Annotated in this window: 13 protein-coding genes; 6 read left to right on the top strand and 7 right to left on the bottom strand. The window is 61.2% G+C overall.

The features are described from left to right. Positions 1-99 precede the first annotated feature (99 nt). Both AC4CWF_RS09015 and rpiA read right to left on the bottom strand, forming a co-directional pair. Complete coding sequence (locus AC4CWF_RS09015; RefSeq protein WP_491285071.1) at positions 100-663, bottom strand: DUF2059 domain-containing protein; 564 nt, start codon at positions 661-663, stop codon at positions 100-102. 17 nt (positions 664-680) lie between these two features. Beyond that, positions 681-1376 (bottom strand): ribose-5-phosphate isomerase RpiA, encoded by a 696-nt coding sequence (rpiA, locus tag AC4CWF_RS09010; RefSeq protein WP_491285070.1) that lies wholly within the window; start codon positions 1374-1376, stop codon positions 681-683. A 220-nt stretch (positions 1377-1596) separates the two neighbouring features. Between rpiA and AC4CWF_RS09005 the strand changes: the two genes are divergently transcribed. Then, positions 1597-2256, top strand: a complete 660-nt coding sequence (locus tag AC4CWF_RS09005) for an HAD family hydrolase (RefSeq protein ID WP_491285316.1) — start codon at positions 1597-1599, stop codon at positions 2254-2256. Here the strand turns inward: AC4CWF_RS09005 and AC4CWF_RS09000 are convergent. Further along, complete coding sequence (locus AC4CWF_RS09000) at positions 2239-3273, bottom strand: NAD(P)/FAD-dependent oxidoreductase (protein WP_491285069.1); 1035 nt, start codon at positions 3271-3273, stop codon at positions 2239-2241. The two genes, AC4CWF_RS09005 and AC4CWF_RS09000, sit on opposite strands and share 18 nt — an antisense overlap. Before the next feature lie 157 nt (positions 3274-3430). Further along, entirely contained in the window at positions 3431-5341 is a 1911-nt protein-coding gene (locus tag AC4CWF_RS08995; RefSeq protein ID WP_491285314.1) for a L,D-transpeptidase family protein, read from the bottom strand. Between the two features lie 549 nt (positions 5342-5890). Between AC4CWF_RS08995 and fumC the strand changes: the two genes are divergently transcribed. Then, a complete protein-coding gene (gene fumC / locus AC4CWF_RS08990; RefSeq protein WP_491285067.1) occupies positions 5891-7279 on the top strand; it encodes a class II fumarate hydratase in 1389 nt (462 codons plus the stop codon). Between the two features lie 191 nt (positions 7280-7470). Beyond that, complete coding sequence (locus tag AC4CWF_RS08985; RefSeq protein WP_491285065.1) at positions 7471-8541, top strand: GGDEF domain-containing protein; 1071 nt, start codon at positions 7471-7473, stop codon at positions 8539-8541. Positions 8542-8620: 79 nt separating this feature from the next. Here AC4CWF_RS08985 and AC4CWF_RS08980 read toward each other — a convergent pair whose 3' ends face one another. The 3 genes from AC4CWF_RS08980 to AC4CWF_RS08970 all read right to left on the bottom strand — a co-directional run bounded on the left by AC4CWF_RS08980 (position 8621) and on the right by AC4CWF_RS08970 (position 10914). Next, entirely contained in the window at positions 8621-9229 is a 609-nt protein-coding gene (locus AC4CWF_RS08980; RefSeq protein WP_491285063.1) for a pyridoxamine 5'-phosphate oxidase family protein, read from the bottom strand. Between the two features lie 82 nt (positions 9230-9311). Then, on the bottom strand, positions 9312-10523 hold the full coding sequence (locus AC4CWF_RS08975; protein ID WP_491285061.1) for a low temperature requirement protein A: 1212 nt from the start codon (positions 10521-10523) through the stop codon (positions 9312-9314). Positions 10524-10527: 4 nt separating this feature from the next. Further along, entirely contained in the window at positions 10528-10914 is a 387-nt protein-coding gene (locus AC4CWF_RS08970) for a gamma-butyrobetaine hydroxylase family protein (RefSeq protein ID WP_491285059.1), read from the bottom strand. Between the two features lie 232 nt (positions 10915-11146). Here AC4CWF_RS08970 and moaA point away from each other — a divergent pair, with 232 nt between their 5' ends. The 3 genes from moaA to AC4CWF_RS08955 all read left to right on the top strand — a co-directional run bounded on the left by moaA (position 11147) and on the right by AC4CWF_RS08955 (position 14237). After that, entirely contained in the window at positions 11147-12133 is a 987-nt protein-coding gene (gene moaA / locus AC4CWF_RS08965) for a GTP 3',8-cyclase MoaA (protein ID WP_491285313.1), read from the top strand. A 280-nt stretch (positions 12134-12413) separates the two neighbouring features. After that, entirely contained in the window at positions 12414-13709 is a 1296-nt protein-coding gene (locus AC4CWF_RS08960; protein ID WP_491285057.1) for an MFS transporter, read from the top strand. A gap of 87 nt (positions 13710-13796) precedes the next feature. After that, complete coding sequence (locus tag AC4CWF_RS08955; protein ID WP_491285055.1) at positions 13797-14237, top strand: hypothetical protein; 441 nt, start codon at positions 13797-13799, stop codon at positions 14235-14237. Positions 14238-14256: the final 19 nt, after the last annotated feature.

The raw sequence follows: 14256 nt of genomic DNA, 5'->3' as shown, positions 1-14256 counted from the left end.
CAAGGGAATGTGTCGCCCTGCCATATAATGCGGACGCTGCAAAAGCAAAAGCCCGGATCGCTCCGGGCTTTCAGGGCTGTCATGCACAAATGGCAGGGATCAGGGCTTGGCAGCGGGCGCCTGGCCTTCCACCTCGGCCACCGGCGGTGCGATCGGTGCCGCATCGATGGTGCCGCGCAGCTTTTCTGTGCTGCCGGTGGTCAGGTCGCGCGAGACGCCATTGGCCCAGATCTGGGCGGCGCGAACAGATTCGCGCTGCACCAGCGGCAGGGTCTTCAGGTATTTCTGGCCCACGTCGGAGGAGTAGAAAGCCGAGATCGCCTTCAGTTCATCCGCAGTAAACGAGCGGGCGAAAATCGTTGCCACTTCCTTTTCCAGGTCGGCGCGACGCGGAGCAAGAGCCAGCGCCTGCGCATCGACAGTCTTGGAAATCTGGTCCTGGAAGTTCGGCGAAGCGGTGATGTATTCGCTCTTCAACCGCTCCGCGAGGCCGGGAAGAATGGCATCGTAACGTTCGGTGGCCTTGAGCGCCGAGATGACGTCGCGGGCTGCCTTCAGGTGATCGGCAGCGATCTCCTGCGCCTGCGCCGTCGCGCCGACCATGGCGCCTGAGAGAAGGATTGCAAGTGCCGCAGCACGGCCGAGAACCGCTTGTCTGATCATGTTTCGTTGCTCCTGTCTTAATTCGCCTTCAGCGTCCGCGCTCCTGCCGCACCGGCAATGATCGCGAAGGACGCCATGTTGATGAAAAGCCCGTGCTCCACGACGCCGGGGATGGAATTCAGCTGGGTCGAAAGAGCCTCTGCATCAGGAATACGGCCAAAGAATGCGTCAAAAATGTAGTGGCCGCCATCGGTTGTGAAGACATCTTCACCTGAACGCCGAAGCTTGATATCGCCGGAAAGGCCAAGCCGTGCGGCGAGCGTCTCGATCGCAATACGCGTCGAGCCAAGGCCAAACGGGTTGACCTCGATCGGCAGCGGAAACTTTCCGAGCGTCTCGACCACCTTGGTTTCGTCGGCAATGACGATCATCCGCGTCGAGGCGGCCGCCACGATCTTTTCGCGCAGCAGCGCACCGCCGCCCCCCTTGATCAGGGTCAGATGCCCGTCCACCTCGTCTGCACCGTCGATGGTGAGGTCGAGCTGCGGCAGTTCGTCCAGCGATTTCAGCGGCACGCCAAGCTCCAGGCAGAGCCGCGCCGTGCGCTCGGAGGTCGGAACCCCCAGAACCGAGAGCCCGTCCGCGACCTTTTCCGCCAGCAGCCGCACGAATTCTTCCGCCGTGGAGCCGGTGCCGATGCCCAGCCGCATGCCGTCTTCCACATATTGAAGGGCCGCCTCGGCAGCCTTCACCTTCATGTCCCGGGCGTCCATACGCCGCTCGCTCCCGTCTGTTTCGCCGCAAGCTGTTTACACGGCCCGCCTGTCAAACAAAAGTCCCCCGCATGCATGTTATACCGGCTTCCTGTCGGCTGTTTTTGCCGGCCCGTTTGCATTTTTCCGCGGCAAACCGTAATTGGCGGGATCAGACCTTCCTTGATGCAAAGGCCTTGCCGTGACCCAACCTCTCGTCGTCTTCGATCTCGATGGAACGATGATCGATACTGCTCCGGACCTGATCGCGAGCCTCAACCACACGATTGCGGTCGCCGATCTTGCGCCGGTCGATTTCAACGACCTGACGCATCTCGTCGGCCAGGGCGCCCGCGTCATGATCCGCCGCGCCTTCGATCTCAGGGGCAAGCCGCTCGACAACGGCGCTGTCGAGCCTCTGCTCGCCCGGTTCCTCGATCACTACAAGGCCGAAATGCCAGGCCACAGCCGCGTCTATGACGGGCTTCTGGACAGTTTCGCGCGGCTGGAATCATCCGGCATGCGGCTTGCCATGTGCACCAACAAGCTCGGCGAACTCGCCTATCCGCTCCTCGAAAAGCTGGGACTTGCCGGGCGTTTTGTCGCCATGACCGCCGGTGATACATTTGCCGTGCGCAAGCCTGATGCCCGTCATCTGCTGGGCACGATCGAACAGGCCGGCGGCGATCCTGCCCGCTCCGTCATGATCGGCGACAGCGTCAACGACATTCTGGCCGCCAAAAATGCCGGCGTTGCCTCGATTGCCGTCACCTTCGGTTATTCGGACGTGCCCGTCGACACACTCGATCCGACCGCCGTCATCTCGCATTTCGATGAGCTGACCGTTGATCTGGTCCATCAGGTGCTGGATTTGCGTCAGAACTCAGCCGTCGCGGGCTAGCGTGTCCGCCAACATCTTTCCGGCGAGCGGTGCCAGAATGATGCCTGGATGTCCGACAGCAAGATAAAGCCCTTCCGTCCCAGGCACCGGCCCAATATGGGGCATGCCCCCAGCCAGCATTGGCCGGTGTCCTACACGGGCAGAGGAAAGACCAAGGTGTCCCAACAGCGGAAAGTGAGCTTCGATCAATGTCTTCAGGCGCAGACCAAACGCCTGCGGCGCGTTGTGCGGATCGTCATCAATATAGCCTTCAGCCGCAAGCACCGTGCCGTCCTGCTCCTGGCGAACTTCAATGTCCGGGCCGCACACGATATGGCCGATAGCCTGCCGCTCAGCTGAAAATCTGAAAAGAATGGTGGGCGAGGTGGAAAGCGCAAGCTCTGGCATGAATGCTTGCACAAGCGGTGCTGTGCCCTGTCCGCCTGCGATGACAATGACGTCTGCTGGCAAGCTGCGGGTTTCGGTGCGCACGCCTGACACCCGCCCACACTGCGTATCGACACCGCATACCGGCTGATCGAAAAAAATGGAGGCGCCCCTGCTGCGGGCTGCAGCCAGCAATGAAGCTGCTAACCGCCCCGGGTTCAACGCTATGTCACCCGCAACGTAGGCGGCGACCTCCGGCGCATGAACCAGATGTGGCTCAAGTTGCCGGATCTTTTCGTTGTCGATCAACTCCACTGCCGTCCCGGCCTGCTGCTGCTGTCGCACCAGTGCCTCTGTTTGCTGGGCGCTCTCCCGCCAGATCAGCGATCCGCGCCGGAACTCCCCGTAAAGGGCCGGAAAGTCCTTCAGCAGAGACTGGTGGTAGGCAAAGGCCTGCCGCTGCAGTTCATATCGTGCGCGGTCATCGGGCGTGGAATAGATGAGATTGATCCACCCGAAGGCAAGCCCAGTCACGCCGCAGGCGGCGCTGGGGCCAGCCTCGAGCAGGGTAACGTCAAACGCCGGCTGCTGGGAAAGGTGATACGCTGCAGACGCACCAAATATCCCGGCGCCGACAATAATGATTTTCATGAAACAGACGCCCCTTCCTTTAGAGGGGCCACACTTACCGCTTGTCTATGTCGGACAGATGTCGTGCAACCGCTTGCCGCACATGCCTACTAAAACGCAAGACGCTTCTGGTTTTCACCAGGAGCGTCTTCCTGTTTTGAAAACACGGAAGGCTGCTTCAGGCGCCGCGCGCCTTGCTCGTCGCCTCGAACGCCTTCACCACCGCCTGGTCGCGGTCATAAACGTCGTCAAAAAATTCCACCTTGCCATCCTTGTTCGGCCAGGCGGTGAAATAGGCGACATAGACAGGGATCTTCGCCGTCACCGGCAGCGCCAGGTTCTTGCCCTGTGCAATACGGGCGCCAACCTCCTGCTCGCTCACGCCCAGCACGGCGGCTGCCATCTTGCGCGGTTCGGCAAGGCGCACGCAACCGTGGCTCAGCGCACGCATGTCGCGCTGGAAGAAGCTCTTCGACGGCGTGTCATGCATGTAGATGGCATGGCTGTTGGGGAAGAGGATCTTCAATTCGCCAAGCGCATTGTCGCTGGATGGCGGCTGGCGCACGGCAATCGACTGGGTCGAGCCGTACCAGTTGACCGCAGTCGAAGGCACGGCCTTGCCGCCCACTTCCACCTGATAACCCAGACGGTCGAGATAGCTCGGGTCCTGGCGCAGCTTCGGCAGCATCTCGTTAATGATGATCGACTGCGGCACGCCCCAATAGGGGTTCACTTCCACGGTCTTGATCTCGTCGCGGAAGAAATAGGTCTGGTTCGACTTCGAACCGACCACAACGCGCATCGAAAACTGCTCGCGGCCCTGATCATGGTAATAGACGCGGAAAGCGGGTTGGTTGATGAAGACATAACGGTCGCCAAGCGTGTTGGGCAGCCATTTGGTCTGCTCCATGGCAACGACAAGCTTTTCGAGCTTGTTCTCGCTCGTCTCGCCCACCATGGCGCGCACGGTCGCGGGTCCAATCACACCGTCGGCCTTGAGGCCGGCTTCCTGCTGGAAACCCTTGACGAGATCGACAAGGTCCGGTGCATAGTCGGGGCTTGCCTGATAACCGGCCAGCGTCGAGGCATGGCTTGCCTTCAGGGCAGCCGAACCGCGATGCTGGATCGCGGCGACGACATGCGCCATTTCGGCGCTGCTATTCCCCGGCTTCAGGACAAGGTCGCTCGGCAGGCGCACGGCTTCCACCTGGTTGACGCTTTCGGCCCGAAGGCGCAGCAGTTCGGCCTTCAGCACGCGGTATTCGGCGCCGGCCGGCTCAAGCCCCTGCAGATAGGCGCTCGCATCCGGTGCCGCACCGGCAGACGCCAGCAGGCCGTCCAGCGCAAAGTCGCGGCGCTTCAGGTCGTGATAACCGGACAGCCGGTTGGGATCGACGCGGCCACGCACGAGGTCCTGGGCAAAAAGCACCATCTTGGCAGACATGGCCAGTTCGAACTGCATCAGGTCGCGGTCATGGCTGTCGGCAAGCGTTGCGGGCTGGGCAACGGGCGCTGCCGGCTGTGTCGCGGGAGCCTGCCCCGGCGTTGCAGCCGTTGCAGCGTCTGCGGAAACCGGCTGGGCACTCGCAGCACCTGCCGGAGCCACAACCGTCTCGGCCGGCGTCGATGCGGTCGTTGATGCCGGCGTCGCCTGCTCGGGCGTTACACTTGCCGTCGTCATGGCCGGAACCGTCAGGCGGTAGTCGGACGGATCAAGGCCAAACTCTTCTGCCTTGGCAAACAGGGCCATCACCGCATGGGCGCGCTCGTTCACATCGCCCTGCTCCACCCAGAGCGGCGCGCCACCCTTGCCGTAATAGGCTTCGACGGCGGCTGCGACATCAGACGGCGCCGTGACGGACGCATTGGCGAGAAAATGCGTCTGGTCGGTCGCATGGGCGGCGGTAAAACCTTGCGTGCGGATCTGGCGCGTCTGGTCGCTCTTGTAGGTGAGATATTTCGGCGCCGACACTTTTGGCAGCGGCTCAGGGTCGCTGCGGTCGGCGGCACGCTGTGTGTCCGGCGAAACGAGGTTGCGGGTATCCACATGTTGCTGCGTGCTCTGGCGGTTGCCGCGCAGCATCTCCATCAGCGTCAGGGCATGGGCGTGACCAGCCCCCAGGGAAGAAAACGAAATGCCCGACAGAAGGGCAAGTGCGAGCGAAGTCTTTTTGTGGGAGTGCGACAATGTTGTCCCCGTCACCTTATGAGCCGTGAATCAGCGTGCGTTCAGCCTGTTCCGCCTGTCTCTAACGGAAGCGGCGCGCCGTGGAAAGCAAACGAAAGACGTACGAGATCGGCAAAAAGATCCGACGCATCTGTTTATCGTTTCCAGAACCCTAAGAAACCACTGGTTAATTTTTTATAACACCACGCCAAATGGCCTGTTCACGCTGTCGTGACGCGGCAAAAAGCGCTTGTTTTATAAGGAGGCCGTGTCTTTCAGGGCACGCTGCAACCGTCAAAGGCCTCCGGATCTTTTGTGGTGCCTGCCCCGGCCCATCATCGGATGGTGGTGTTTTGCCCCGCTTGCAGTGCCGCTGTGATCGTATAGTAATTCGCCGCCTGATCTTGCGCGGCGCCGGTGGCTTGGCTAACCCGGTTCCACGATCCTTTTTTGTCACACAGAGGCTTTGAGATGACCACGCGCACCGAAACCGATACCTTTGGCCCGATCGACGTTCAGAGCGACCGCTACTGGGGTGCCCAGGCGCAGCGATCGCTCGGCAACTTCAAGATCGGCTGGGAAAAGCAGCCGCTCTCCGTCGTGCGCGCGCTCGGCATCGTCAAGCAGGCGGCGGCCCGCGCCAACATGGCGCTCGGCGGTCTCGATGCCAAGATCGGCGAAACCATCATCGCCGCTGCCCAGGAAGTCATCGACGGCAAGCTCAACGATCATTTCCCCCTCGTCGTCTGGCAGACCGGCTCCGGCACCCAGTCGAACATGAATGCCAATGAAGTCATCTCCAACCGCGCCATCGAAATGCTGGGCGGCGTGATGGGCTCCAAAAAGCCTGTTCACCCGAACGACCACGTCAACATGAGCCAGTCGTCGAACGACACCTATCCGACGGCCATGCATATCGCCTGCGCCGAACAGATCGTGCGCCACCTCATTCCGTCGCTGAAGCACCTGCATCAGGCACTGGATGCCAAGGCAAAGGCCTTTGCCCATATCATCAAGATCGGCCGCACCCACACGCAGGACGCAACACCGCTGACGCTCGGCCAGGAATTTGGCGGTTATGCCGCGCAGGTGGCCTCCGCCATCAAGCGCCTGGAACTCACGCTGCCGGGTCTCTATGAACTGGCGCAGGGCGGCACCGCTGTCGGCACCGGCCTCAATGCCCCCATCGGCTTTGCCGAAAAGGTCGCCGAAGAGATCGCCTCCATCACCGGCCTGCCCTTCATCACCGCGCCGAACAAGTTCGAGGCGCTTGCCGCCCATGATGCGATGGTCTTCTCACACGGCGCGATCAATGCGGCAGCCGCTGCCCTCTTCAAGATCGCCAACGACATCCGTTTCCTCGGTTCCGGCCCGCGCGCCGGCCTTGGCGAACTGGCGCTGCCGGAAAACGAGCCGGGCTCGTCGATCATGCCGGGCAAGGTCAACCCCACCCAGTCGGAAGCCCTGACGCAGGTCTGCGCCCACATCTTTGGCAACAATGCCGCCATCACCTTTGCCGGCAGCCAGGGTCATTTCGAGCTGAACGTCTACAACCCGATGATGGCCTACAATTTCCTGCAGTCGGTGCAGTTGCTGGGTGATGCCGCCGTCTCCTTCACCGACAATTGCGTCGTCGGCATCGAAGCGCGCGAAGACAATATCCGCAAGGGCGTTGAAAACTCGCTGATGCTGGTAACGGCGCTGAACGGCAAGCTCGGTTATGATGCCTGCGCCAAGATCGCCAAGACCGCCCACAAGAACGGCACGACGCTGCGCGAGGAAGCCGTTGGCGGCGGTTACCTCTCGAACGAGGAGTTCGACCAGTATGTGCGCCCGGAAAACATGATCGGCCCGAAGTAAGGTCCGGCTCCGGGCGGCGCAGGCGCGTCGCCCGGAGCATTTTTCCAGCCTTATCGGGTTGAGATCCATGCCGCTGGCCGATGCGGAAAAAGACATTTGTGCCAGATACCTGCAATGCTGCCTTAAGAGATTTCCAATATCTTGTCCCTAAAGCTTTCGTCGGAATTAACCGAAAGCGCCAGAGGGTTACGATGACATCGGCCGTTGCGCCAAAGGGGGCCCCTTCAGAGATTGCGGGCCATATCATGCAGGCAATGCGCAGCATGGGCGTATCGCCCATCCCGCGCAATTACCAGTTGTTCTATGAAGCCATTCTTGGCACCCACCCGGATCTGTCCCGCGATTTTGCAAAGCTCGCCCCCCGGGTTCGCCAGGAGGAACTGGACGAACTGGCCGCCCTTTACCTCGGCACGCACGGGACCAGCGCGGTCGAGCGTGCGCAAAACCGCATCCGTGAGGAACTCGAAGGCGTGCTGGCACTGCTACGACAGGAACAGGCCTCGCTCGAAAACTACAACCGCCTGCTGTCGGAAACACAAGAACGCGTCACCGCCAAACACACGTTATCAGCCGAATTGCTGGCGAGCGCCATCAATCTCGTCGCAACCGCCACCGGGGAAACACTGGCCAATGGCGAAAAGACCGTCGAGGGCATGGTGCGGCGCTCGCGGGAAATGGAAGCAGTCCGCAAGGAACTGGACACGTACAAGCGCATCGCCAACACTGATTCGCTGACGCGGCTTGGCAATCGTCGAGCCTTCGATGAGCGACTGGCTGCCCTCTATGACGATCCGATGGTGCTGCCGGTGACGGGTCTGGTACTCGCCGATATCGACCACTTCAAGAAGATCAACGACACCTATGGCCATCCGGTCGGCGACAAGATCCTGGCCTCCGTCGCCGGCATTATCCGGGCGGCCCTTCCGCGCGATGTTTTCGTTGCCCGCACCGGTGGCGAGGAGTTTGCCATCATTGCCGAAAACAAGACCATGGACGAGGTGATGGAGATCTGCGAACGCATCCGCCGGACCCTTGAGGGCCGCCCCTTGCGCAACCTGCGCACGGGCGTCGATTATGGACCGGTCACCCTGTCGCTCGGTTTTGCCATGGGCGCACAGGCGCAAGATCCCGGCGAGCTTTATGTCAGGGCAGACACGGCCCTCTACTGCGCCAAGAATGCCGGCCGCAACCGCACCATGCTCTACGAGGATGGCATGGCCAAGGATTACACCGGCAAGAGCTGGCTGATCTACAAGGGCTGACGGTGTTGCAACGCCTGCCGCGTCAGGCCCGTTTTACCAAAGGCCCCTTTTACCAAAGGCTTGTTTACCAAAGGCATGTCTACCAAAGGCTCGCGGCGGCGCGCGCGGGCCATTCACGGTCATAGGTCTCGTTGTCGAAATCTGTCTTTGCCGCTTTCAGCATGTCGCCGGGCGTCGGCAGCGCTTTGGGATCGAGATGGCGCTCGCCGTTCCACAGCTCGGCGCGCATCACGGCGCGCGCGCACTGGAAATAGACCTCGACGATGGTGACCACCGTCACGCTGCGCGGATGGCGGCCATCCATCGTAAAGCTTTCGAGCAGGTCCGGATCGACGGACACCACGGCGCGGCCGTTGATGCGCATCACGCTGCTGGAGCCCGGAATGAGGAACATCAGCGCCACGCGCGGATCACGCACGATGTTTTCCAGGCTGTCGATGCGGTTGTTTCCACGCCAGTCGGGCAGTAGCACCGTCTTGTCATCCGCAACCCGCACCACGCCGCCGAGATCACCGCGCGGCGAACAATCGAGCCCTTCGGGGCCAACGGTTGCCAGCGCCATGAAGGGTGATGCCTCGATCATCTGCCGGTAAGGTCCGGTCAGCGCCGGCGTCACCTTGGCAACGGAGGCCTCGGATTTTTCCTGGTAGATGGCGCGCAGGGCTTCCACGCTTTCGAGGATCGACATGACAGGGTCTCCGATAATGGTGCGGAGACGCTAACGGGGCTGCCGTCACCACGCAAGAAAAAGCCTTGGGGTCCGTGCGTCTCTATTCGCCGCTCGCATCGGCAATGTCGCCGGAGCTTGCGGGCCGGCGCGACAGCTGGCGATATTCCCAGACGGCCACCATCAGCAGCGTCAGCACCGCGGCAAGGCCTGTGACATGGATGACAACGAAAGGCGCCATGAAGAACAACAGGATGCAGAGCGCCAGACCCGCCAGATGCGAGGCCGGCAGGCGCCCCGTCGTCATGCGTTTCACCCAGAGATTGCCGGCAAGAAACAAAAGCGGCCCGCCGAGAATGACAGCCGCGTGCGCCGTATCGGCAGGCTCCGGGGGATGGGCGATCAGATATTCGGCGGCAACCGCTGTCAAAATGATGCCGGCAACGACGGGCATGTGGCCATAGGTAAACACATGCAGGGCCACCTCGCCCGGCTCATCGGTCGTTTCGATCTCCTGGCTGGCCTTGGCCTGGCCGAAATGGAAATAGATCCACCACATCAAAACGGTGGCGGCAAAGGCACCGACGAAGGTTGCCATCAGCACCCCCGTCATGTCCTCCTCGGCAAAGGTGCGCCCGATGGCCAGAACGCTTTCACCAAGACAGATCAGCACGAAAAGGGCGCAGCGCTCGGCCATGTGCTCGCCGGAAATATCCCAGTCGCTGGTGCGCGAAAAACCAAGGCCCGGCACGAAAAAGCGCAGTTCGGGGGCTGCATAATCCACCGCAAGCGCTGCAAGCCAGAGGAAAACCCGCATCTCCTCGCCGCTCAGCGCACCGGCAATCCAGAGGCAGGCCGACAGCGCAAACCAGACGGAGACGCGGGCAAAATTGCGCCTGACAGCGGGCATGACCTCCTTGAAGGCGTAGATGGCAAAGATCGACCGGCCGAGCTGCATGGCGATATAGGCACCGGCAAACATCAGTCCCTTGTCGTCGAAGGCGTGCGGGATAGCAGCAGACAGCAAGAGGCCAAAGAACATCAGCCCGAACAGCATGGCGCGCACCGCGCCATGTTCCGGATCCAGCCAGTTCATCACCCAGGCGGTGTGGTTCCACACCCACCAGAGCGACAGCGCGATCATGGTGCCCTTCAAGAGGCCAAGCGGGGTGAAATCGGTGACGATGAAATGCGACAGCTGAATGAGCGAGAAGACAAAGACCAGATCGAAGAACAGCTCGGGAAAACCGACGCGCTTGTCCTCCTGGCGTTCCTCGCGCAGCAGTTCACCCGGCTCCTCTTGCTGGTCGGCCATACGGTTACCTGCTCATGGCGGGGTTGTCGCGGTTCAGGCCTTTTTCGGCAAGCTCTGCCTCGTAGGCGGCAAAAAGCTCTTGGCCTTTTTCGCCCAGTTCCCGCAGGTAACGCCAAGTGAAGATGCCGCTGTCATGGCCATCATCAAAGGCGATTCGCACCGCATAATTGCCGGCAGCGATGGCGTTGCGAATGCCAACCATTCGTTTTCCCGGCACCGTCACCTTCTGGCCGGGGCCATGGCCCTGAACTTCGGCAGAAGGAGACAACACGCGCAGCATTTCAGCCGGCAGCGCAAAACGGGAGCCATCGTCAAAGGCCACCGTCAGTGTACGACGATCCTCGGATACCCGGAGTTCCGTCGGCCAGGCCTTGTCGTAAAGTTCGCTCATCGGATGTTCTTTCGTTTCACGAGGCAAGATGGAGCGCCATCGTCTTCCTACAAGGGAGGCAATCACCGGGGCGAAATGAGCCGTGGCGCGGTTGGCGCATCCTATCCGACTTGACGACACAAGCATCAAGACCCATTTTGTGGCTTGAGGAGAAATTGCCTTGAACAGTTTTGTCCAGCCACCACTCGCCCTTGATGGTGCCCACGCGCCGCTTTCTGCCGACAAGAGCCCGATGATCGATCCGTTCGGTCGCGCGGTTACTTACCTGCGCGTTTCCGTGACGGACCGCTGCGATTTCCGCTGCACCTATTGCATGGCGGAAAACATGACCTTCCTGCCGAAGAAGGACCTTTTGACGCTCGAGGAACTCGACCGTCTCTGTTCCGCCTTCATCGCCAAGGGTGTGCGCAAGCTGCGGCTGACCGGCGGCGAACCGCTGGTGCGCAAGAACATCATGTTTTTGGTCCGTGCGCTCGGCCGGCATATCGAGGCGGGCACTCTTGAGGAACTGACGCTCACGACCAACGGCTCGCAGCTGTCGCGTTATGCCGATGAACTGTATGACTGCGGCGTTCGGCGCATCAACGTCTCGCTCGATACACTCGATGCCCAAAAATTCAAGGCCATCACCCGCTGGGGCGATCTTTCCCGCGTGATGGAGGGCATGGAGGCCGCGCAGAAAGCAGGGCTCAAGATCAAGCTCAACGCGGTCGCGCTGAAAGGCTTCAACGACCACGAAATTCCAGACATGCTGCGTTTTGCCCATGGCCGCGGCATGGACCTCACTGTCATCGAGACCATGCCGATGGGCGAGATCGACGAGGACCGCACCGACCAGTATATGCCGCTCTCGGATCTGCGGAGAAATCTCGAAGAGCAGTTCACGCTGTCTGACATCGGTTACCAGACCGGCGGCCCTGCCCGCTATGTGCGCGTCGAGGAAACCGGCGGCCGCCTCGGTTTCATCACGCCGATGACGCATAATTTCTGCGAAAGCTGCAACCGCGTGCGCCTCACCTGCACCGGCACGCTCTACATGTGCCTGGGACAGAACGATGCTGCCGACTTGCGCACGGCGCTTCGCGCCTCTCCCGACGACGCCTATCTGTCTGCCGCCATCGACGAGGCAATCACTCGCAAGCCCAAGGGCCATGATTTCATCATCGACCGCAACAACCGCCCGGCCGTTGCCCGCCACATGAGCGTTACCGGCGGCTGAGGTTTTTCAGCCGTCGCAGCCTGACAGCCGGAACGATCGAGGGCTGCGACCCCGTCCAACAATCATACTTTTCGACCGATTTTCGCCGTGTTTCGGTCGCAAACCAGCGGGCGCTACGGATGTTTTGGCGCGCACGATTCCACCCTTTTTTGGATGATGTGCCCGGCGTTTGCAGCAGCTGAATAATTTTAGCTCCATCCTGTCTGCCCTTGGCGGCCCTTCTGCGGGTTATCCCAAAACCTGCCGGCCAATGGCATTCCTCACTGCAAGGAGAACGGTCGTGACAGAAACACGAACCGAGACGATCAAGACGGTGCTGCGCGTCACGAGCGGCAACTTCCTCGAAATGTTCGATTTCTTCCTGTTCGGCATCTATGCCTCGCATATTGCCGCAACGTTTTTCCCCAATGACAATCCGTTCGTTTCGCTGATGGTGACCTTCCTCAGCTTTGCCGCCGGCTTCGTCATGCGCCCCATCGGCGCGCTGACGCTCGGCCCCTATATCGATCGCATCGGGCGCCGCAAGGGTCTCATCGTCACGCTGCTTCTGATGGCAACGGGCACGGTACTGATCGCCTTCGTGCCGGCCTATGCCACCATCGGCATCGCAGCCCCCATTCTCGTCCTCATCGGCCGGCTGCTGCAGGGCTTTTCGGCCGGCGTCGAGCTTGGCGGCGTCTCGGTCTATCTCTCGGAAATGGCAAAACCGGGCCAGAAGGGTTTTTACGTCAGCTGGCAATCGGCCAGCCAGCAGGTGGCCATTGTGGTGGCAGCCCTCCTCGGCTTTCTCATCAACAAGTTCCTGATGCCGCAGCAGATTTCAGACTGGGGATGGCGCATTCCCTTCTTCATCGGCTGTATGATCATCCCGTTCATCTTTGTCATCCGCCGGTCGCTGCAGGAAACAAAGGAGTTTGCCGCCCGCAAGCACCAGCCGGATACGAAGGAAATATTCCGGACCCTGTTTTCCAACTGGTCGGTGGTGCTCGGCGGCGTCGGCATGGTGATGATGACGACCGTGTCCTTTTACCTCATCACCGTCTACACGCCCTCCTTTGGTAAGTCGGTGCTGCATCTTTCCGAATCGCAGGCACTGCTCGTCACCATGGCTGTCGGCGTGTCGAACTTCATCTGGTTGCCGATTGCAGGCGCCGTATCCGACCGCATCGGCCGCAAGCCGATCCTGATCGCGTTTACGGTTCTCGCCATCCTCACCAGCTATCCGGCCCTCTCCTGGCTTGCCGCCAACATCACCTTCGGCCACATGATGGCGGTGGAGCTGTGGCTGTCCTTCATCTACGCCTGGTATAACGGTGCGATGGTCGTGGCGCTCACCGAAGTGGTGCCGGTGACGGTGCGCACCGCCGGCTTCTCGCTCGCCTACAGCCTTGCCACGACCCTTGGCGGCTCCTCGCTTGCGATCTCCACCTTCGCCATCGAGGCCACCGGCGACAAAGCCGCCCCCGGTTATTGGATGAGCTTTGCCGCCCTCTGCGGCCTCGTCGCGACGCTCTTCCTCTATCGCCGCAAGGCAATGCCTGTGCTCGGTGGCCAGACGGAAGCGCCCCGCGCTTAACCCTCCCGATGCGGGGCAAGTCCAAGCCCCGCATCGCTCCCAACCCTTTGGCTTTCCCGCAAAACGCTCATGCTGTAGAAACCGGGCATGACCGCACAGCCCCTTAACCCCAACGCCTCCGGTGCAACAGACCTCACATCCCGCACCTGCGGCACCTGCACCTTCTGCTGCAATCTCCCTGACATCGAGGCGCTGGACAAACCGGCCAACACGCTGTGCCGCCACTGCGTCGCGGACAAGGGCTGCACGATCTACGACACCCGCCCAAACCTCTGCCGCGATTTCCTCTGTCTCTGGCGCACGTCCGACACCCTCGGCCCCGAATGGCAGCCGCAGACAGCCGGCATGATGATCTACCGCCAAGGGCCGCAGACCACCGTGCTGGTCGACCCCACCCGCCCGGACGCATTTTCCCGCGAACCCTATGCCAGCGGCCTTCAGACCCTTGCCCGGCAAGCGGAAGCGTCAGGCGGTTACGTCATCGTGTTTGTCGGGGATAAGGTGAGGAGAGTGCGGGCAATCGAGTGAAAGGCTAAATCGGTTATGT

It is taken from the genome of Neorhizobium sp. PAMB6630 (assembly GCF_058242775.1).
The sequence above is the reverse complement of the archived record's forward strand: the minus strand, read 5'-3'. Positions and strand labels throughout refer to the sequence as shown.